The sequence below is a fragment of the Peribacillus sp. NJ11 genome (genome assembly GCF_030348405.1).
In the GTDB taxonomy this organism is placed as follows: Bacteria; Bacillota; Bacilli; order Bacillales; family DSM-1321; genus Peribacillus.
On record NZ_JAUCFO010000001.1, the window covers coordinates 1,760,997 to 1,780,985 of the forward strand.

Sequence of the window (19,989 nt, forward strand, 5' to 3'; positions counted from 1 at the left end):
ATTAACTCCTTTTTTTGTTGATTAGCTCTTCATATTCCCTAGTTGTCACATTAGAATAAATTAATTTTATCTTTAAGTTATTACACATTGTTTCTTGAAGAAACTCTTTGTATTGATCCAAATATGATTCAAGAGAGCCAATTGTTATTCCACCGTCTCCATAAGTAAACTTAAACCAAGACTTCAATTCAGGTAAATAGGATATAGTTAGTCTGTAAATTCTTTTCTTTATTTCATCTAGTAATATTTCTCTTTTTATGTACTCTTGCACGCTTTCGTGATATTCCTCAACAATTTCCGGATTTCTATCCATTTTGAATCTACATTCTTCTAATTTATCTGAATAAACTCTTTGAAATTCCTTCTTGTCATAATCGTAGTAAAAATATAAATTTTCTCGATAGCCACGGCCTCTGATATCGTTAGATGGTTGGGTATAACGTATGTCTTTTCCTACTCGAATAATAGGTATTCCGGTCATTTCAACCTTAATTAATCCCAATGGTTTAATAATAAGTTCAGAGCTGCCGACTATATAAAAACCACGTTCAGGAAAACAGTCATTTATATTCTTTTGAAAAAGTTGAACTTGAAATTCGGATAGTTTTCTTTCGTCAAAATAAGGGACTACAATCTTGTATATACCGTCTTTTTTCTCGTATAAAATATATGGAGATAGTTCATCAAATTCAGCTTTTAAAGGCATTTCATAAGCAAGTTCATTCATCTCTTTACCAACCAATTGAATAGGACCTAAGCTAAATATTGATTTTATAGCAGCATCTAATATTTTTTTTGGTTCATTCTTTTGTATTTTTTTCATATCAAATAAGTCTTTAAATTCCAAAAGGTTAACACCTCCTAAAAATCCTTAACATTATACTTCATAGTCTTGCGTTTTCAAGGAAATAGCACTTCTAAGTAAAACTATTAACTTGATTCTTAAGATTTAATTTTTACTGTTAAGCTTTGTTTAATAGATGAATATGGTAATATTTACTTATGGTAAATTTTATAGAAAAAAAGGGGGTAGAGAGAAAAATGTTGTCAAAGGTTGTAATAAAAAACTTTAAGTCTTACGGGGCTTTCTCAATTGATTTTAATCCTGACTTAAATATTATAGTTGGGGATAATGATGCCGGTAAATCAACATTACTTGAAGCTATAAATCTAGTCTTAACTTGTCAACTTAACAATAGACACATATCGAACGAAATAAATCCTTACATATTTAATACAAATGTTATTGCTGGTTATTTAAAAGGAATAAAAGAAAAGAAACCTACACCACTGCCTGCAATACTAATAGAAGCATATTTTAACGATCCTGAAAATTGCTATAGCTCTCTAAAGGGTACGAATAATACTGAAAGTATTGACTGTCCGGGGGTGTATTTATCAATTGAATTTGACCCATCTTTTGAAGAAGAGTATAAGAGTTATATCGAAGACGAAGATAAAATAAATACAATTCCAATAGAATACTATACTTTTAAATGGTTTTCTTTTGCTAACAACTCCATCACATATAGAAGTATTCCTTTTAATTCTGCTTTAATAGATACCTCAACAATCAAGTTGCAAAATGGAACTGATAAATATATTTATAAGATTATTCAAGATACACTTGAGGTTCGAGAAAAAACAGAACTAGCTTTAAACTATAGACAATTAAAGGAATCTTTTGCTGCTATTCCATCTATCCAAGAAATAAACACAAAGCTAAATACAAAAAAGGGCGACATTACAGATAAAAGTTTAAGTATTTCTGTTGATATTTCTCAAAAAAACAATTGGGATACAATCATTACATCTTATTTAGATGATGTTCCATTTGATTTCATAGGTAAGGGTGAGCAGAGCTCGATCAAAATGAAAATGGCACTTGAATCAAATAATGATACTTCAAGCTTAGTTATGATTGAAGAGCCGGAAAATCATCTTTCTTACGGTAATATGAATAGGCTTATTTCAAGCATAAAAGATAAGAATGAAGGTAAACAAGTAATTTTAACAACCCATAGTAGTTTTGTATTAAATAAGTTAGATATTAGTAAAATGGTTTTGTTAAATTCCGATAAGAGTGTAATTACATTTAATGATTTAGATAATGATACAAAAAGGTTCTTTATGAAGCTACCTGGTTACGACACATTAAGGATTATTTTATGTGATAAAGTCATTTTAGTTGAAGGACCATCTGATGAATTAGTTGTACAGAGAGCGTATAAAGACTTATATAACAAATTACCAATTGAAGAAGGGGTAGACATATTTTGTGTTGATGCCCTCTCATTTAAGAGATTCCTCGATTTATCGATAGCATTAAAGAAAAAAATATATGTAATTACTGATAACGATGGAGATATAGAGAAAAACATAAAACAAAAATATGATGGGTATCTAAATAATGAATTTGTAACAATTAGTTATGATCCGGATACAAACTATAATACATTAGAACCTCAACTCATAAAGGCGAATATAGATGATACAAGTGTGCTAAAGGAAATCTTAGGGCATCCAAAATATAGTGATGAACGTCTAACTCAATATATGATAAATAATAAAACAGATTGTGCTTTAAAAATATTTGAGGCTGTCCAATCTATTAATATGCCGAGGTATATATTAGATGCAATTAAAAAATAAAGTCATTATAGCTGCTGCGGGATCCGGTAAAACAACTTATTTGGTACAGGAAACTATTCGACGTAATACATCAAGAGTACTAATTGTTACTTTTACAAATAAAAATAAAGAAGAAATAATAAAAAAGTTTATCCAAATTCACGGCTATTTACCAGCTAATGTTAATGTTAATACCTGGTATTCTTTTTTACTATCAGATTGGGTGAGGCCATATCAAAATAGTGTTTATCCTGAAAAAAGAATTGAGTCCATTTTTTTTAGAGATAGACCTGCAAGCTATTACATTAAGAAGACCAACATTAGAGGTTATTATTTTAATGAAAGAAATGAAATAGATAAAGACCGACTTTCAGATTTTGCAATTCAATGCTTTGAAAAAAGTGATGGAAAAGTAATTAAGAGATTAGAAGAAATTTATGATTACATATTTATTGATGAAGTACAAGATATGTCAGGATATGATTTAGATATTTTTCATATTTTCTTTTGTTCGAGAATTAATATGGTTTTAGTAGGAGATATAAGACAAGCAACATACTCAACAACAAATTCTTCTAAAAATAAAAAGTATAGAGGAATAAATATAATTGACTATTTTAAGGAACAAGAAAAAAGAAAAAGATGTCATATCGAGTATTTATATATAAATCATAGATGTAATCAAGCTATATGCGATTTTTCTGATAATCTCTTTGCAAATTTACCACCCACAAAATCTATGAATAGCCAAATAACAGGTCACGATGGTCTTTTTATTATTAATCCTAAAGAAGTAAGTGATTATATAAGAAGATTCAACCCCCAAGTCCTAAGATATGATTCGAGAACAAAAATTGTTCGTGCAATAAATTTTGGTGAATCCAAGGGATTAACATTTGACAGGGTACTTATAAAACCAACTAAGAAAATGGAGCATTATTTAAAAACAGGTGAAATGTTTTTAGACGACATTACTTTAGCCAAATTCTATGTTGCAGTGACTAGATCCAGGTATAGTGTTGGGTTTATTTCAAATATTGAAAGTATTAATGTTAGTGGGATAGAAAGATATTATTTAAATTAAAATGGCTTTCTTGTTTTGTAAAAAAGTTTTTTGAAATACGATCTGTTCATTAAACTTAAAAGTTAATAGGGTTTAAATTGATTATCGCGAATATAATTTCTTAATACCATTCTAAAATGGAGGGTTTTTATGGCTAAACATTGGAGTGAACAAGAAATTCCGGTATGGTCCGGGACAATCAGTTCTCCATCCAAAACTGTTCCATTTGGTAGATTAAGATCGCAAAGCTCAGGGAACTTTGCTGTAACTTCGTTATTATGCCTTGTATATAAACGGACCTTGTCCTGGAATTTGGTCCATATTAATCTAATTCCATCCAATTTCAACTCGGTAATGAAACTTGAATCATTAAAAGGTTGCTTTGATTTTTGTAGCAGCATAGGACTAACAAACATTTAAATACACCTCTCCTATAATAATTGTAGCAAAGAGGAAGGGAGGTTTAAGTGGTATTTAATTGTCTTATTTACCAAATTAATCAAAGGTATGGGATAGTTACCATACTGCGAAAAAAAGGAACAAGGGAGGCAATCCCTTGTTCCTTTTTTAGGCTTTAGCTAAATCTTCTAATATAAAAAATTATATAATCAAAGATTTTTTTATTCCTCTTGAAAATAAAAAAATTAAAGAATATAAGTTAAGTACCAATAGGGTAAATGTTTTGAAACACTAAAATGGAAACCTAGTATCAAGGGTTTAGCGTGTCTCATAAATTTGTCTTATAAAAGTTTTTAAAAATCGGGAGGGGCAAATCAACATTATGTCAGTTTTTGGATATATACGAATCAGCTCAAAGGATCAACAAATTTTCCGGCAAAAGGAATCGCTAATTAATTATAGAGTTCCGGAAGAAAATATCTTTGTTGATGTAATGTCCGGTAAAAATTTTGACCGGCCGGAATACCAACATTTAAAAAATACTGTTCAAGATTCAAACACTTTTGTTTTTCACGAATTAGATCGTCTGGGAAGAAATCTGGGTGAAGGTAAAAACGAAGTCGATTATTTTCAGAAGCACAATATTAAGCTCATATTTCTTGATATGGAATTCTTAAATACTATGATGGAAAACAGCGATATTATGGTTCGGCTGATGGGATATGTACAAGTGTTAACTGCCTTGGCCATTGCAGAAAAAGAGCGTAATTAAAAATATAATACGTAAAAAGTTGATATATTACTGTGAAATATTAGGATGTGTCGTAAGAAGAGGTTAACGGTTTGGATAAAAGATGAAGAAGTGGGCCCCAAAACCAAAGGTAAGTAGTCATCTAATCCTAATAATTTACGATGAATTACAAATGTTTACGGCCAAATTAGAGATTGGAAAGGATAAGGAATTAGTTGAGGATGGACTGGAATCTTTGAAACGGAAATATCAAAACGTATAAAGCCTCCGCTTAATTTATAAGGGGGGATATATATTATGAGCAAAAAACAGTTAGTTATAATTGATCCTGGAACCGGTGCGGTAGTAAATTATTTAAAGGAAAATGATCAAATAATTAGAGCTGAAAGTAGAAAATCATATCAAGAAAATAAGAAGAAACAAAAAGAACGTGTGATGGATTTCATAAATAGAGGTCTATTTGTAAGAGTCCTGCACAATAAAGATAGAGAAATCGAGAAAGAATTAAGTTTAACACAATCTGATGTATTACAGGAACTTTTTTTATGTGTCACTATTGATAGTAAGAATTATCTTGTTCACATAGATGGTGAAAAAAAAGGTCAAAAAATGAATTTAACAGATATATCTATGTTTTTAAGTAAAAGCGAAAGACAAACAAAGAGAGATTTAACGGCTATAGTTAAAATTGGAGCTTTAATAAGTGAACAAAATCCAAAAAAGAAAACAGAAAACTATTATTTATTGAATAGCGAATTTTTTTCTGCTACTAAAAATCAGGGATCGAAAGTTAATTTTACGAAAATGTTCCTTAGTAAATTAAAGGAAGTACGCTCCAAACTAAATAAAAATCAGCGTGGAGCTTTACTAAAATTCATTAGAAATTTTCATTATCAGACATATTATTTAGTGGCTAACCCTAATCATAATATTATAATTAATCCTGAATTAAGTATTTCTGATAATTTACTTTTAGAAGAAAATAAATTTGTTTTAAAACATTTAAATCAGCGTAAATTAGCTCTAATTATAGGAGTAGGAGAAGAGGCAGTTAGAGGTTATGTGGAAGCATATGAAAAAGCCGGTGCAATGATGGTGCATAGGCAACATAAAAGTTATCGTTTTATTATTCATCCTGATTTAATGTTTAGAAAAGATTATGAAGGTGAAGACGAATACACTAAAACGATTAGGTTCCAATTTAAACAACTGGAAAATAACGAAAAAAAACCACAAAAAAAGAAGTGTATATAATACTTCTTTTTCTTTGTTATTTAACGTGTCGGATTAGTGTAATAATAAGCATATATTTAAAGGAAGTGAATATATGAAAATACACTGGTCCGTGTTGTGGTTATAACTGCTTTTGTTACCGATATATAAATAACCACATAACTTCCCTTGGCGTGAAAAGGCTAAAATGCCCTATTTTTATGTCACCTATATTTAAAAATACCCCATTTTTATGTCACCTTTTAGGTCAATTGGATCCAGTAGTTTCAGCGTTTTAAAAAAAATGCTCTTAGAGTATCTTATTAAATCTTTATAATTAGATAAATTACTAAGTTATTAGTTTTCGTGTTCCCGCTAGTACAGGTTGTGATCAACTTATTGTTTTCGCTTTCATAGATGAAAAAGTGTAAAGTTAGCAGCTTCTTTGACCATAAGTTAAATGTTCATAGAATTGGCTATTTTTTCTATAATTAAATGCCCTTTAATAAAAACTATCCGTGGAATTTGCCCTCGAACCTAAAAGTAGCAATCTAATAAAAATAGAGCACCTTACTTAATATAGTGTATTTCTGCTTTTATATAATAAAAAACAGGATCTGGGGTTGAAAGGCACCCCAGTCCTAAAAACCTTTTATTAAAAAGCCTGGACTGAAAAACATTCTAGTCCTCGATAATAACGACATTAGAGCAGCGGATACACCGGAAAACCATTATATGCAAATCCCTCATTAAAATCATTGATGAGGGATTTTTATTAATATGATAAAAATAAAACTAATTTCACTAAACTATTGAAAAGTAGGAATTTTTAAAAATATAATGTGTTCGAATTAAATAACTAAATTGAATTAATTATTGAAAATAAATATGAGGAGCAAAAACAACAATGTATAAAAATCTTGAAGAATATCCAGTGGTCCTTACTGCTAGCCATATATCAGAAATTTTATTAATTTCTAAACCAACAGCGTATGAAATTATGGAAGATAAGTCGTTCCCGTTAATAAAAATTGGTCAACGAAGCAAGCGTGTCTTTAGAAATGATTTCATTGAATGGTTGCATCAACAGCAAGCAAAAACATCATAATTCGTATCGGTGAGCATAGAAATTCTAAAAAAGAAAGTTAATTCGAATATATTGGGGAATATAGTGGTTTACTTATCTCCTCCATTTTATTTATAGTGAATTTTTATAATGACAGGTATTAGGATGGTATACTTTAAGAGACCACCTTCATACCTGTCACAGTATATGGAGGTAATAATAAATGCGAATGCCAAAGATAAATAAAGATAAAAATGGTTATTATTTTAGGGCAAGGTTTACTGACTCAAATGGAAAAAAACATCAGAAGTATAAGAGTGGTTTTAAACGAAAACAAGATGCCATAGATTGTTACATTAATATGTATCAAACTTACCAAGAAGAATGTTGTAATGACCCGTTAAGAGAACCGTTTAATGAACATATTCGTAAATGGTTTAACTCGACTTATAAACGAAGTGTAGCAGAAACCACTGCTGAAACAAGATGGTACTCAATCGAGAAACATATTTTACCCTACTTTCACAATCAAATGTTGGATAATATTACTGCCCGGATGATAGACGAGTTCTATAATGATAAGCTGGATGAAGGTCTTGCATCAAAAACAGTCCGGGAATATCATAATTTGTTAAACCGAGCTTTTACTCAAGCGATCAAATGGTCATTAATAAAAGAAAATCCCGTTAATGAAGCTACACCACCAAAAATACAAACAAAAGAAGTAACTCCTTGGACAAAAGAACAAACTGAAACATTCTTGCGATTGGTAAAAGAAAGTGAAGATGAAGCATTTTATGTAGTGGCAATCTTTACTGGAATGAGGCGAGGTGAAATATTAGGCTTAAAATGGGAAGACATTGATCTATATCAAGGAAAAATACACGTCCAAAGAAGCTTAGCTCGTGTAAAGGGAAAGGGGTTAATTCTTAAAGACGTAAAGACAAAGAAATCGAAGAGACAAATTGCGATTTCTCCTTATGTAGTCTTTGTCTTAAAAAAACATAGGGAAAAACAACTTTCTTGGAGTAAAAAGATGAATGGAGAATTTATCGAACAGGGAATTGTTTTTAGTGCTATGAATGGGAATCTTAAGGACCCCAATAACCAGCTTCGACAATTCAACAAATATATTAAGCAAGCTGGAGTTCCCAAAGTGACCATTCACGATTTAAGACATCTTCACGCAACTCTTATGTTGAAAAATGGGGAAAATCCTAAAGTGGTTTCAGAGAGACTGGGTCATAGCCGAGTTGGAATTACATTAGATATATATTCTCACGTTACTCCTGATCTCCAAGATGAAGCAGCACTTAGATTAGAAAAATCCTTCTTTCAAAAAGAAACTGAATAAAATGTGCAATTTTTGTGCAATCAGAAAATTGTACGTGAAGTTGCAAATCAAAAGAAAAGAAAAAACCCTTGATATACAAGGGTTTCGGATATGGAGCATAGCGGGATCGAACCGCTGACCTCTACGCTGCCAGCGTAGCGCTCTCCCAGCTGAGCTAATGCCCCGAATTGAGGTACAATAATTATTTTATCGGATTTTGGGGAAAAGTCAATATAAAAAATGAGATTTTTGCAAAAATGATAAAAAAAACCGTTTGAGAGTAGTCAAACGGTTCTTTTATTATGAATTTTCGATTTCTACCCGTGCAATTTCCTTAAGATTGGAGACGGTGTAATACACTTCAGATGTTCTAACTTTATGATCGACCAAAACTTTAAGTGTCAAAAGGTGGAGGTCTTCTTCTACATCTTTGATTCTAAGGTTCTTGATGAATATCTTTTCCTCTTTGATTTTTTTCAATACGACGGCAATGTCATCTTTGTTTTTGACCACCAGCTGCAGAAAGATTTCTTTTTGCCGTAACTTCATCGGTCCGAGCCAGGTGACCATTGCTGGCACCAATTCCACACTGATGATCAATAGTATGACGCCGGCTATGGCCTCAAGAAAAAATCCTGCTCCTACGGCAATCCCGATTCCGGCCGCTCCCCAGATGATGGCGGCTGTCGTTAAACCGGATATGCTGTTGTTGCCCCGCCGGAGAATGACGCCTGCCCCGATAAAGCCGACGCCAGAAACAATCTGAGCGGCTAGACGCAAGGGGTCCATTGTTATATTTACGTCGTCACTTCCTGGGAACTTATAAGCGGACTCCATGGAAACGATCGTTAATAAACAGCTGACTATTGAAATGACCAGGCTTGTTTTTAATCCAACGGGTTTTCGTTTCATTTCTCGCTCAAGTCCGATAATTAGTCCTAGGAGAGCTGAAATCCCCAATTTGATAAGGATTTGCAGTTCCGATTGAGGGTCGAATGTCCATTCCATTTTGTTTCACCACTTCCGAATTATTATCGAAGAAAAAGATCGTCTGTTGCCATATACCCGTTTTTAAAAAAAGCTTACCCTATTAATTTTAACATAGTAGAATAGAGTTCAATGTTAAGTAATTCCCTTTGAAAGGAGGAGTTTGAAATGCAAATGCCAAAAGTGAATCCTTATGTTGCGTTGGCGATTGGTGTGGCATCCGTTTCATTTTCGGCCATCCTTGTTAAATTAGCGACTGCTCCATCGGGTGTTATAGCCTTTTACCGTTTATTATTTACTGTCCTTCTTATGCTGCCGGTTTTCTTGGTGAAATACCGCCATGAACTTAAATTCATTGGTAAAAAGGATTGGTTGTATTCGATTGCTGCAGGAGTGTTCTTGGCTTTTCATTTTATTTTATGGTTTGAATCGCTTAATTACACGTCTGTTGCGAGTTCAACTGTACTTGTCACCCTCCAGCCTTTATTCGCTTTTGCCGGAGCCTATTTGTTTTTTAAAGAAAGCTTTTCAATGAAGGCAATATTGAGCGGCATCATTGCGATAGCAGGCAGCCTTGTCATTAGCTGGGGAGATTTGAGAATCAGCGGCATGGCGCTTTGGGGAGATATTCTTTCGCTAATCGCATGTGCGCTTGTAACCGGTTATTTACTATTTGGGCAAAATGTTCGAAAACGCATCTCTTCTATAACATATACATTTGTCGTGTATGCTATCAGTGCAGTCACTTTGTTTTTTTATGTGATCTTCAAGGGAGAGGCATTGGCACCATATCCTGCTGCTGATTGGATTTATTTTGTTTTGCTTGCCATTTTCCCGACATTATTAGGACATTCTTTATTCAATTGGTCATTAAAGTGGTTAAGCACTTCGACGCTTTCGATGGGAATCTTACTTGAACCGGTTGGAGCGACGGTTCTGGCTTACTTCATATTAGATGAACCGATACTATGGACGCAGGTCCTGGGAGGTACCATCATATTGGGCGGTTTGATGATGTTCCTGAAGGATGAAAAGAAAAGTAGGGTACAGGAAGAAACACAAGTCTCCGTATAAAAGCAGTAAGTCTCCTGACTTACTGCTTTTATTTAATAGGGATGAAACAAATAGGTGATTCGTGTGAAAATCATAGCGAAAGTAAAGCTGAATAAAAATGTCGTACCATGCACCTTGCCTTTTTCTCTGCTGAACCTGATGGCTTCATAAAAAGCAGTACTGAATAAGTAAAGGGCCATACTGTAAGAAATGAGTAATCCGATTAATGATAGATTCATTGCTTCACCTCATGGGAAAAGATATCTTTATAAGTCTATTTGTGTTTCTTTGGAAATATGCTTCGTTCATTCATGTACCATGCTATTGGTCAAGGAAGCAGGGGGGATGATAATGAAGGATATATAGAGGGAAAAAGAAAAAAACGTTTTTTTTGAAAAAAGTTTTAAAAAACATATTGCAAACATTTTTGGTACATGGTATATTATTTCTTGTCGCTAAGACAGCAACTTAAACAGCTAACAAGTTGTTGAAAAATATTTTTAAAAAAGTTGTTGACGAAACGTGACACAATGTGTTACATTATAGAGGTCGCTTCTGAGAGAAACGACAGAAATTGCTCTTTGAAAACTGAACAAAACAAAGCGCCAACGTTAAATTTTAAGTGAGCACACACTATCAAAAAAGCAAAATGAGCAAGTCAAACATTTCTTCGGAGAGTTTGATCCTGGCTCAGGACGAACGCTGGCGGCGTGCCTAATACATGCAAGTCGAGCGAATCGACGGGAGCTTGCTCCCTGAGATTAGCGGCGGACGGGTGAGTAACACGTGGGCAACCTGCCTATAAGACTGGGATAACTTCGGGAAACCGGAGCTAATACCGGATACGTTCTTTTCTCGCATGAGAGAAGATGGAAAGACGGTTTCGGCTGTCACTTATAGATGGGCCCGCGGCGCATTAGCTAGTTGGTGAGGTAATGGCTCACCAAGGCGACGATGCGTAGCCGACCTGAGAGGGTGATCGGCCACACTGGGACTGAGACACGGCCCAGACTCCTACGGGAGGCAGCAGTAGGGAATCTTCCGCAATGGACGAAAGTCTGACGGAGCAACGCCGCGTGAACGAAGAAGGCCTTCGGGTCGTAAAGTTCTGTTGTTAGGGAAGAACAAGTACCAGAGTAACTGCTGGTACCTTGACGGTACCTAACCAGAAAGCCACGGCTAACTACGTGCCAGCAGCCGCGGTAATACGTAGGTGGCAAGCGTTGTCCGGAATTATTGGGCGTAAAGCGCGCGCAGGTGGTTCCTTAAGTCTGATGTGAAAGCCCACGGCTCAACCGTGGAGGGTCATTGGAAACTGGGGAACTTGAGTACAGAAGAGGAAAGTGGAATTCCAAGTGTAGCGGTGAAATGCGTAGAGATTTGGAGGAACACCAGTGGCGAAGGCGACTTTCTGGTCTGTAACTGACACTGAGGCGCGAAAGCGTGGGGAGCAAACAGGATTAGATACCCTGGTAGTCCACGCCGTAAACGATGAGTGCTAAGTGTTAGAGGGTTTCCGCCCTTTAGTGCTGCAGCTAACGCATTAAGCACTCCGCCTGGGGAGTACGGCCGCAAGGCTGAAACTCAAAGGAATTGACGGGGGCCCGCACAAGCGGTGGAGCATGTGGTTTAATTCGAAGCAACGCGAAGAACCTTACCAGGTCTTGACATCCTCTGACAACCCTAGAGATAGGGCTTTCCCCTTCGGGGGACAGAGTGACAGGTGGTGCATGGTTGTCGTCAGCTCGTGTCGTGAGATGTTGGGTTAAGTCCCGCAACGAGCGCAACCCTTGATCTTAGTTGCCAGCATTCAGTTGGGCACTCTAAGGTGACTGCCGGTGACAAACCGGAGGAAGGTGGGGATGACGTCAAATCATCATGCCCCTTATGACCTGGGCTACACACGTGCTACAATGGATGGTACAAAGGGCTGCAAACCTGCGAAGGTAAGCGAATCCCATAAAGCCATTCTCAGTTCGGATTGTAGGCTGCAACTCGCCTACATGAAGCCGGAATCGCTAGTAATCGCGGATCAGCATGCCGCGGTGAATACGTTCCCGGGCCTTGTACACACCGCCCGTCACACCACGAGAGTTTGTAACACCCGAAGTCGGTGAGGTAACCTTTATGGAGCCAGCCGCCTAAGGTGGGACAGATGATTGGGGTGAAGTCGTAACAAGGTAGCCGTATCGGAAGGTGCGGCTGGATCACCTCCTTTCTAAGGATAATTACGAGAGCGCTTTTGTTTTGTTCAGTTTTGAATGAGTAATTCATTCAAATAGGGAAGAAAAGCATCACGATGTGATGGATTCTTTCTGCTTTGTTCCTTGAAAACTAGATAATAGATAGAAGGCAATTAATTTTTTTCAAAGCATCTGTAAGATCTTTTTAACGGTTAAGTTAGAAAGGGCGCACGGTGGATGCCTTGGCACTAGGAGCCGATGAAGGACGGGACTAACACCGATATGCTTCGGGGAGCTGTAAGTAAGCTTTGATCCGGAGATTTCCGAATGGGGAAACCCACTGTTCGTAATGGAACAGTATCTTTACCTGAATACATAGGGTACTGAAGGCAGACCCGGGGAACTGAAACATCTAAGTACCCGGAGGAAGAGAAAGCAAATGCGATTTCCTGAGTAGCGGCGAGCGAAACGGAATTAGCCCAAACCAAGAGGCTTGCCTCTTGGGGTTGTAGGACACTCAACATGGAGTTACAAAGGAACGGGGTAAATGAAGTGATCTGGAAAGGTCCGTCAAAGAAGGTAAAAACCCTGTAGTTGAAACTTCGTTCCCTCCTGAGTGGATCCTGAGTACGGCGGGACACGAGAAATCCCGTCGGAAGCAGGGAGGACCATCTCCCAAGGCTAAATACTCCCTAGTGACCGATAGTGAACCAGTACCGTGAGGGAAAGGTGAAAAGCACCCCGGAAGGGGAGTGAAATAGATCCTGAAACCGTGTGCCTACAAGTAGTCAAAGCCCGTTAATGGGTAATGGCGTGCCTTTTGTAGAATGAACCGGCGAGTTACGATTTCATGCGAGGTTAAGTTGATAAGACGGAGCCGCAGCGAAAGCGAGTCTGAATAGGGCGAATGAGTATGAGGTCGTAGACCCGAAACCAGGTGATCTACCCATGTCCAGGGTGAAGTTCAGGTAACACTGAATGGAGGCCCGAACCCACGCACGTTGAAAAGTGCGGGGATGAGGTGTGGGTAGCGGAGAAATTCCAATCGAACCTGGAGATAGCTGGTTCTCTCCGAAATAGCTTTAGGGCTAGCCTCAAGATGAGAGTATTGGAGGTAGAGCACTGATTGGACTAGGGGCCCCCAACGGGTTACCGAATTCAGTCAAACTCCGAATGCCAAATACTTATTCTTGGGAGTCAGACTGCGAGTGATAAGATCCGTAGTCGAAAGGGAAACAGCCCAGACCACCAGCTAAGGTCCCAAAGTATACGTTAAGTGGAAAAGGATGTGGAGTTGCTTAGACAACCAGGATGTTGGCTCAGAAGCAGCCACCATTTAAAGAGTGCGTAATAGCTCACTGGTCGAGTGACTCCGCGCCGAAAATGTACCGGGGCTAAACGTATCACCGAAGCTGTGGATTGACACCATTAGGTGTCGATGGTAGGAGAGCGTTCTAAGGGCGTTGAAGTCAGACCGGAAGGACTGGTGGAGCGCTTAGAAGTGAGAATGCCGGTATGAGTAGCGAAAGAAGGGTGAGAATCCCTTCCACCGAATGCCTAAGGTTTCCTGAGGAAGGCTCGTCCGCTCAGGGTTAGTCGGGACCTAAGCCGAGGCCGAAAGGCGTAGGCGATGGACAACAGGTTGATATTCCTGTACCACCTATACATCGTTTGAACGATGGGGGGACGCAGAAGGATAGGGTAAGCGCGCTGTTGGATATGCGCGTCCAAGCAGTTAGGCCGGAAACGAGGCAAATCCCGTTTCCATTAAGGCGGAGCTGTGATGGCGAGGGAAATATAGTACCGAAGTTCCTGATTCCACGCTGCCAAGAAAAGCCTCTAGTGAGATGTAAGGTGCCCGTACCGCAAACCGACACAGGTAGGCGAGGAGAGAATCCTAAGGTGTGCGAGAGAACTCTCGTTAAGGAACTCGGCAAAATGACCCCGTAACTTCGGGAGAAGGGGTGCTTTTTAGGGTGAATAGCCCGGAAAAGCCGCAGTGAATAGGCCCAGGCGACTGTTTAGCAAAAACACAGGTCTCTGCGAAGCCGCAAGGCGAAGTATAGGGGCTGACACCTGCCCGGTGCTGGAAGGTTAAGGGGAGAGGTTAGCGCAAGCGAAGCTTTGAACCGAAGCCCCAGTAAACGGCGGCCGTAACTATAACGGTCCTAAGGTAGCGAAATTCCTTGTCGGGTAAGTTCCGACCCGCACGAAAGGTGTAACGATCTGGGCACTGTCTCAACGAGAGACTCGGTGAAATTATAGTACCTGTGAAGATGCAGGTTACCCGCGACAGGACGGAAAGACCCCGTGGAGCTTTACTGCAGCCTGATATTGAATTTTGGTACAGCTTGTACAGGATAGGTAGGAGCCTGAGAAGCCGGAGCGCTAGCTTCGGTGGAGGCGTTGGTGGGATACTACCCTGGCTGTATTGAAATTCTAACCCGCGCCCCTTATCGGGGTGGGAGACAGTGTCAGGTGGGCAGTTTGACTGGGGCGGTCGCCTCCTAAAGAGTAACGGAGGCGCCCAAAGGTTCCCTCAGAATGGTTGGAAATCATTCGTAGAGTGTAAAGGCACAAGGGAGCTTGACTGCGAGACCTACAAGTCGAGCAGGGACGAAAGTCGGGCTTAGTGATCCGGTGGTTCCGCATGGAAGGGCCATCGCTCAACGGATAAAAGCTACCCCGGGGATAACAGGCTTATCTCCCCCAAGAGTCCACATCGACGGGGAGGTTTGGCACCTCGATGTCGGCTCATCGCATCCTGGGGCTGTAGTCGGTCCCAAGGGTTGGGCTGTTCGCCCATTAAAGCGGTACGCGAGCTGGGTTCAGAACGTCGTGAGACAGTTCGGTCCCTATCCGTCGCGGGCGCAGGAAATTTGAGAGGAGCTGTCCTTAGTACGAGAGGACCGGGATGGACGCACCGCTGGTGTACCAGTTGTCTTGCCAAAGGCATAGCTGGGTAGCTACGTGCGGACGGGATAAGTGCTGAAAGCATCTAAGCATGAAGCCCCCCTCAAGATGAGATTTCCCATGGCGCAAGCTAGTAAGATCCCTGAAAGATGATCAGGTTGATAGGTCAGAGGTGGAAGCGTGGCGACATGTGGAGCTGACTGATACTAATAGATCGAGGACTTAACCAACGCTTTAAAAAAATGAAATACCTTCTTATTATCTAGTTTTGAAGGAATGAAAATTTCTTCTTGCATTTTTTCGAAAAGACGTTATAATAATATATGTCTTAAAAAAAATGTTAACATTGTTTGGTGACGATAGCGAAGAGGTCACACCCGTTCCCATTCCGAACACGGCAGTTAAGCTCTTCAGCGCCGATGGTAGTTGGGGGTTTCCCCCTGTGAGAGTAGGACGTCGCCAAGCAGGTTTCATATGGAGGATTAGCTCAGCTGGGAGAGCATCTGCCTTACAAGCAGAGGGTCGGCGGTTCGATCCCGTCATCCTCCACCATTTTACACCTGCCGGTGTAGCTCAACTGGTAGAGCAACTGACTTGTAATCAGTAGGTTGGGGGTTCAAGTCCTCTTGCCGGCACCATATTTTGAAATAGTACAAGCACGAGCCATTAGCTCAGTTGGTAGAGCATCTGACTTTTAATCAGAGGGTCGAAGGTTCGAATCCTTCATGGCTCACCATTTTATATGCGGGTGTGGCGGAATTGGCAGACGCACCAGACTTAGGATCTGGCGCCGCAAGGCGTGGGGGTTCAAGTCCCTTCACCCGCATCTTTCATGCGGAAGTAGTTCAGTGGTAGAATACAACCTTGCCAAGGTTGGGGTCGCGGGTTCGAATCCCGTCTTCCGCTCCACTTTTCGTATGTGCCGGGGTGGCGGAACTGGCAGACGCACAGGACTTAAAATCCTGCGGTAGGTGACTACCGTACCGGTTCGATTCCGGTCCTCGGCACCATCTTAATATGCGCCCGTAGCTCAATTGGATAGAGCATCTGACTACGAATCAGAAGGTTGTAGGTTCGACTCCCGCCGGGCGCACCATGTTTTTATTGCGGGAAGTAGCTCAGCTTGGTAGAGCACTTGGTTTGGGACCAAGGGGTCGCAGGTTCGAATCCTGTCTTCCCGACCACGTGATTTTTAATGAATGGGGCCTTAGCTCAGCTGGGAGAGCGCCTGCCTTGCACGCAGGAGGTCAGCGGTTCGATCCCGCTAGGCTCCACCATTTTTCAATCAGATACTTATATTATATTGGCGGTGTAGCTCAGCTGGCTAGAGCGTACGGTTCATACCCGTGAGGTCGGGGGTTCGATCCCCTCCGCCGCTACCAATAAATATAAGGACCTTTAGCTCAGCTGGTTAGAGCAGACGGCTCATAACCGTCCGGTCGTAGGTTCGAGTCCTACAAGGTCCACCATATGCATTTTTTAAAGCCGTGGAGGTATACCCAAGTTCGGCTGAAGGGATCGGTCTTGAAAACCGACAGGGGAGTCAAATCCCGCGGGGGTTCGAATCCCTCTACCTCCTCCATTTTTTTAAAAAGCAGCAAGTTGTTTTGAAACAACCTTACATAGAGGAAGCGAAAAAACAATATACACGAAAACTTGATGCAAATCGTTTCATTATTACCGTCGCGGGGTGGAGCAGTCCGGTAGCTCGTCGGGCTCATAACCCGAAGGTCGCAGGTTCAAATCCTGTCCCCGCAATTATTAGGTCCCGTGGTGTAGCGGTTAACATGCCTGCCTGTCACGCAGGAGATCGCGGGTTCGATTCCCGTCGGGACCGCCATTTTTTAAATTTAATACAAATGTGGCTCAGTAGCTCAGTCGGTAGAGCAAAGGACTGAAAATCCTTGTGTCGGCGGTTCGATTCCGTCCTGAGCCACCATATCTTTCATATTACGGCGGTTGTGGCGAAGTGGTTAACGCACCTGATTGTGGTTCAGGCATTCGTGGGTTCGATTCCCATCAGTCGCCCCATTTCGCGGGTGTAGTTTAGTGGTAAAACCTCAGCCTTCCAAGCTGATGATGAGGGTTCGATTCCCTTCACCCGCTCCAAATATGGGCCTATAGCTCAGCTGGTTAGAGCGCACGCCTGATAAGCGTGAGGTCGATGGTTCGAGTCCATTTAGGCCCACCATATTCATATTGTTCCGCAGTAGCTCAGTGGTAGAGCATTCGGCTGTTAACCGAACGGTCGTAGGTTCGAGTCCTACCTGCGGAGCCATGGGGAAGTACTCAAGAGGCTGAAGAGGCGCCCCTGCTAAGGGTGTAGGTCGCGCGAGCGGCGCGAGGGTTCAAATCCCTCCTTCTCCGCCATTTGGCCCGTTGGTCAAGCGGTTAAGACACCGCCCTTTCACGGCGGTAACACGGGTTCGAATCCCGTACGGGTCATAACAAAAAAGGAAGCATACATTCATGTATGCTTCTTTTTTTCATTTCTTTTCATTGATATAAGTATCTTTTTGTTTATAAGGAATGTTTCCAAGCTGGGAATCGATATTTTCTTCATCTAATGTATCTTCATATTCCTTTTGCTTTTTGTTCGGTATATCCACCCTATTTTTTCCCCTTCGATATCATTTGCTGCAAATCCTTCATAGTCTTCTGGAAATCCATCCGTTTCATCTTCGGTTTTATAAAGATCATTATAATTGTCATGATCGCCGGTGTAATCAGATGGCGTTTCGGATGTACCGAATTTGGCGACTTCACCAAAGCTATCCTCTTTATCCACTATTTCATTTCCATGACGATTTTCAAAATGATCACCCTTGGATGGAATCAATATATCCTCTTCCACTGGTCGGTCTTGTGTAGTAGGCCGTTCTGGGGCATGCTCGACACAGTAAAGAGTGCTTGGGATCGCTTCAAGCCTATCGATGGGGATTTCTATATCACAGGTTTTACAATGGCCATACGTACCCTCATCTATGGCATTCAATGCTTCTTCGATTTTCTCCATTTCAGATTGTGCATGCTCGTCCAGTGCTTGGTTCCGTTCCATCTCGAATAATTCTGTTCCTAGGTCAGCAGGATGATTATCATAGGATGATAATTCCCCTACGGATTCAGTCTGGCTTTTATCCAGAACGGATTGTTCATCATTTTGAATCCTGTTTCCAAGCTCATCTTTTTCTTGAAGCAGTTCTTTTTTGAATTTTTGCATTTGCTGTTTGGTTGCCATATCCGTTTCACTCCTTCTAAAGTCCATATCTCATTTTATATTGGTAAGATGGTTGTATTATCTATTACCCGAATCGTAGTATAGGGAAACAAAATGGAACGGAAGATAGAAAAAAGGACTGAGCGGATGAGCTCAGTCCTTGGAGATCATATTAGATAGCTGATGAATAATCCAATGGCCATGAGTAAGCCAAAGAAGGTGTTCGTCTGGGCCGTGGCTTTCATTGCTGGCACCATGGTGATTGGCTGCGTTTTACCTACGAAGCCTTTGATTGCGGCCATGGCTTTCGGGATGCTTAGGAAGGCAAGGAGAATCCACGCTGTTACGTTTCCGGTAAGGACTAACCCAACCAGCCATAGATAAGAGAAGGCAAACATGATTGCCATGAATTTCAGGGCGTTTTTCCTGCCCATCACTACAGGCATGGTTTTGCGGCCATGTGCCTTATCCCCATCATGGTCACGGAGGTTATTGGATAAGTTGATCAACCCGACCAATATTCCACTTGGAATGGCAATTAAGATGGCTGTTGAGGAAACATGACCGGTTTGAATGAAAAAGGCGATCAGGATTATCAAAAAGCCCATGAACAATCCCGAAAAAAGTTCCCCGAATGGTGTATATGAAATGGGTAGGGGACCGCCTGTATAAAGATAGCCGACAAGCATGCAAACCAGTCCTACTGCAGCAAGCCACCAAGATGATGCGGCACAGATATAGATTCCGATTATGAGTGCGATGGCATACATGCCAAGGGCCAAGGTCATGATGAGTTTGGGGGTCATCCCATGACGGACGATTCCGCCACCGATGCCTACGGATTCCTCCGTATCCAAGCCTCGCTTGAAATCATAGTATTCATTGAATAAATTGGTTGCAGCTTGAATCAGGATACTTGCAATCATCATGGCAGCGAATAGTAACCAATTCACTCCATCATCCAAAAGTGCAATCATAGTTCCAAGTAAGACCGGGACAAAAGCTGCGGTTAGTGTATGTGGACGAATTAACTCCCACCAAATCTTCCAGGTCCGTTTAAGGGGAAGTCCGTCGTATTCTGTTTGCATTATTTCTCTCCTCAAAATCATTATTGGTTCTCTCGAAATTATAACAAATATTGAAATGTTGCACAAAAGGTTATCCTAATAAGGATAGGAAAA

At 40.1% G+C, this 19,989-nt stretch carries 12 protein-coding genes, 22 tRNA genes, 3 rRNA genes and 1 pseudogene; 31 read left to right on the top strand and 7 right to left on the bottom strand.

Going from position 1 to position 19,989, the window contains the following annotated elements; translation table 11 throughout:
• Nucleotide 1 precedes the first annotated feature (1 nt).
• Entirely contained in the window at nucleotides 2–847 is an 846-nt protein-coding gene (locus QUF86_RS08640; RefSeq protein WP_289334055.1) for a hypothetical protein, read from the bottom strand.
• Nucleotides 848–1,041: 194 nt separating this feature from the next.
• On the opposite strand from QUF86_RS08640, the gene QUF86_RS08645 reads away from it, so the two are divergent.
• Nucleotides 1,042–2,652 (top strand): ATP-dependent nuclease, encoded by a 1,611-nt coding sequence (locus QUF86_RS08645; protein WP_289334056.1) that lies wholly within the window; start codon nucleotides 1,042–1,044, stop codon nucleotides 2,650–2,652.
• Nucleotides 2,636–3,715 carry a UvrD-helicase domain-containing protein gene (locus QUF86_RS08650; protein ID WP_289334057.1) on the top strand — a complete coding sequence of 360 codons (1,080 nt, stop codon included), beginning with the start codon at nucleotides 2,636–2,638 and terminating at the stop codon, nucleotides 3,713–3,715. Before QUF86_RS08645 ends, QUF86_RS08650 begins: the two co-directional genes overlap by 17 nt.
• A 173-nt stretch (nucleotides 3,716–3,888) precedes the next feature.
• Here QUF86_RS08650 and QUF86_RS08655 read toward each other — a convergent pair.
• Nucleotides 3,889–4,110: pseudogene (locus QUF86_RS08655) on the bottom strand (ATP-dependent DNA ligase); the annotation flags it as partial.
• 365 nt (nucleotides 4,111–4,475) lie between these two features.
• Here QUF86_RS08655 and QUF86_RS08660 point away from each other — a divergent pair.
• From QUF86_RS08660 to QUF86_RS08675, 4 genes are all read left to right on the top strand, one after another.
• Nucleotides 4,476–4,865 (top strand): recombinase family protein, encoded by a 390-nt coding sequence (locus QUF86_RS08660; protein ID WP_289334058.1) that lies wholly within the window; start codon nucleotides 4,476–4,478, stop codon nucleotides 4,863–4,865.
• 276 nt (nucleotides 4,866–5,141) lie between these two features.
• Entirely contained in the window at nucleotides 5,142–6,098 is a 957-nt protein-coding gene (locus QUF86_RS08665) for a hypothetical protein (protein WP_289334059.1), read from the top strand.
• An 865-nt stretch (nucleotides 6,099–6,963) separates the two neighbouring features.
• Nucleotides 6,964–7,164, top strand: coding sequence for a helix-turn-helix transcriptional regulator (locus QUF86_RS08670; RefSeq protein WP_289334060.1), 201 nt, complete (start codon nucleotides 6,964–6,966; stop codon nucleotides 7,162–7,164).
• A gap of 181 nt (nucleotides 7,165–7,345) precedes the next feature.
• Nucleotides 7,346–8,476, top strand: coding sequence for a tyrosine-type recombinase/integrase (locus QUF86_RS08675; RefSeq protein ID WP_289334061.1), 1,131 nt, complete (start codon nucleotides 7,346–7,348; stop codon nucleotides 8,474–8,476).
• Between the two features lie 91 nt (nucleotides 8,477–8,567).
• Here the strand turns inward: QUF86_RS08675 and QUF86_RS08680 are convergent.
• Together QUF86_RS08680 and QUF86_RS08685 are read right to left on the bottom strand one after the other, a co-directional pair.
• Nucleotides 8,568–8,640: transfer RNA gene (locus QUF86_RS08680), tRNA-Ala, on the bottom strand.
• A gap of 115 nt (nucleotides 8,641–8,755) precedes the next feature.
• Nucleotides 8,756–9,463 (bottom strand): MgtC/SapB family protein, encoded by a 708-nt coding sequence (locus tag QUF86_RS08685; RefSeq protein ID WP_289334062.1) that lies wholly within the window; start codon nucleotides 9,461–9,463, stop codon nucleotides 8,756–8,758.
• Nucleotides 9,464–9,610: 147 nt separating this feature from the next.
• Between QUF86_RS08685 and QUF86_RS08690 the strand changes: the two genes are divergently transcribed.
• The gene (locus QUF86_RS08690) at nucleotides 9,611–10,516 is read left to right on the top strand and encodes a DMT family transporter (RefSeq protein WP_289334063.1); all 906 of its coding nucleotides are present in this window, start codon (nucleotides 9,611–9,613) and stop codon (nucleotides 10,514–10,516) included.
• A 32-nt stretch (nucleotides 10,517–10,548) separates the two neighbouring features.
• Here QUF86_RS08690 and QUF86_RS08695 read toward each other — a convergent pair whose 3' ends face one another.
• On the bottom strand, nucleotides 10,549–10,734 hold the full coding sequence (locus tag QUF86_RS08695) for a hypothetical protein (RefSeq protein WP_289334064.1): 186 nt from the start codon (nucleotides 10,732–10,734) through the stop codon (nucleotides 10,549–10,551).
• A gap of 428 nt (nucleotides 10,735–11,162) precedes the next feature.
• On the opposite strand from QUF86_RS08695, the gene QUF86_RS08700 reads away from it, so the two are divergent.
• The 24 genes from QUF86_RS08700 (at nucleotide 11,163) to QUF86_RS08815 (ending at nucleotide 18,036) form a co-directional block, all read left to right on the top strand.
• Nucleotides 11,163–12,713: ribosomal RNA gene (locus tag QUF86_RS08700) — 16S ribosomal RNA — on the top strand.
• A 175-nt stretch (nucleotides 12,714–12,888) separates the two neighbouring features.
• Nucleotides 12,889–15,821 (top strand): 23S ribosomal RNA (locus tag QUF86_RS08705).
• 119 nt (nucleotides 15,822–15,940) lie between these two features.
• A 5S ribosomal RNA gene (gene rrf / locus QUF86_RS08710) occupies nucleotides 15,941–16,056 on the top strand.
• Together the 16S, 23S and 5S rRNA genes with 21 tRNA genes alongside form the textbook arrangement of a ribosomal RNA operon.
• A gap of 11 nt (nucleotides 16,057–16,067) precedes the next feature.
• Nucleotides 16,068–16,143 (top strand) — tRNA-Val (locus tag QUF86_RS08715).
• A gap of 10 nt (nucleotides 16,144–16,153) precedes the next feature.
• A tRNA-Thr gene (locus QUF86_RS08720) sits at nucleotides 16,154–16,229 on the top strand.
• Nucleotides 16,230–16,251: 22 nt separating this feature from the next.
• Nucleotides 16,252–16,327: transfer RNA gene (locus tag QUF86_RS08725), tRNA-Lys, on the top strand.
• Between the two features lie 8 nt (nucleotides 16,328–16,335).
• A tRNA-Leu gene (locus tag QUF86_RS08730) sits at nucleotides 16,336–16,417 on the top strand.
• Between the two features lie 8 nt (nucleotides 16,418–16,425).
• Nucleotides 16,426–16,500 (top strand) — tRNA-Gly (locus QUF86_RS08735).
• A 12-nt stretch (nucleotides 16,501–16,512) separates the two neighbouring features.
• Nucleotides 16,513–16,601, top strand: a tRNA-Leu gene (locus QUF86_RS08740).
• A 9-nt stretch (nucleotides 16,602–16,610) separates the two neighbouring features.
• Nucleotides 16,611–16,687 (top strand) — tRNA-Arg (locus QUF86_RS08745).
• An 11-nt stretch (nucleotides 16,688–16,698) separates the two neighbouring features.
• Nucleotides 16,699–16,775: transfer RNA gene (locus QUF86_RS08750), tRNA-Pro, on the top strand.
• Between the two features lie 17 nt (nucleotides 16,776–16,792).
• Nucleotides 16,793–16,868: transfer RNA gene (locus QUF86_RS08755), tRNA-Ala, on the top strand.
• Between the two features lie 28 nt (nucleotides 16,869–16,896).
• Nucleotides 16,897–16,973: transfer RNA gene (locus tag QUF86_RS08760), tRNA-Met, on the top strand.
• Nucleotides 16,974–16,983: 10 nt separating this feature from the next.
• Nucleotides 16,984–17,060: transfer RNA gene (locus QUF86_RS08765), tRNA-Ile, on the top strand.
• A 20-nt stretch (nucleotides 17,061–17,080) separates the two neighbouring features.
• Nucleotides 17,081–17,173, top strand: a tRNA-Ser gene (locus QUF86_RS08770).
• Between the two features lie 102 nt (nucleotides 17,174–17,275).
• A tRNA-Met gene (locus tag QUF86_RS08775) sits at nucleotides 17,276–17,349 on the top strand.
• Between the two features lie 6 nt (nucleotides 17,350–17,355).
• Nucleotides 17,356–17,431: transfer RNA gene (locus tag QUF86_RS08780), tRNA-Asp, on the top strand.
• Between the two features lie 23 nt (nucleotides 17,432–17,454).
• Nucleotides 17,455–17,530: transfer RNA gene (locus QUF86_RS08785), tRNA-Phe, on the top strand.
• A gap of 16 nt (nucleotides 17,531–17,546) precedes the next feature.
• Nucleotides 17,547–17,622 (top strand) — tRNA-His (locus QUF86_RS08790).
• A 4-nt stretch (nucleotides 17,623–17,626) separates the two neighbouring features.
• A tRNA-Gly gene (locus QUF86_RS08795) sits at nucleotides 17,627–17,700 on the top strand.
• 5 nt (nucleotides 17,701–17,705) lie between these two features.
• Nucleotides 17,706–17,782: transfer RNA gene (locus QUF86_RS08800), tRNA-Ile, on the top strand.
• 12 nt (nucleotides 17,783–17,794) lie between these two features.
• Nucleotides 17,795–17,869: transfer RNA gene (locus QUF86_RS08805), tRNA-Asn, on the top strand.
• 1 nt (nucleotide 17,870) lies between these two features.
• Nucleotides 17,871–17,961 (top strand) — tRNA-Ser (locus QUF86_RS08810).
• 3 nt (nucleotides 17,962–17,964) lie between these two features.
• Nucleotides 17,965–18,036: transfer RNA gene (locus QUF86_RS08815), tRNA-Glu, on the top strand.
• 118 nt (nucleotides 18,037–18,154) lie between these two features.
• Here the strand turns inward: QUF86_RS08815 and QUF86_RS08820 are convergent.
• The gene (locus QUF86_RS08820) at nucleotides 18,155–18,829 is read right to left on the bottom strand and encodes a TraR/DksA C4-type zinc finger protein (protein WP_289334065.1); all 675 of its coding nucleotides are present in this window, start codon (nucleotides 18,827–18,829) and stop codon (nucleotides 18,155–18,157) included.
• Between the two features lie 146 nt (nucleotides 18,830–18,975).
• Nucleotides 18,976–19,896 carry a 1,4-dihydroxy-2-naphthoate polyprenyltransferase gene (locus QUF86_RS08825; RefSeq protein WP_289314635.1) on the bottom strand — a complete coding sequence of 307 codons (921 nt, stop codon included), beginning with the start codon at nucleotides 19,894–19,896 and terminating at the stop codon, nucleotides 18,976–18,978.
• Nucleotides 19,897–19,989 lie beyond the last annotated feature (93 nt).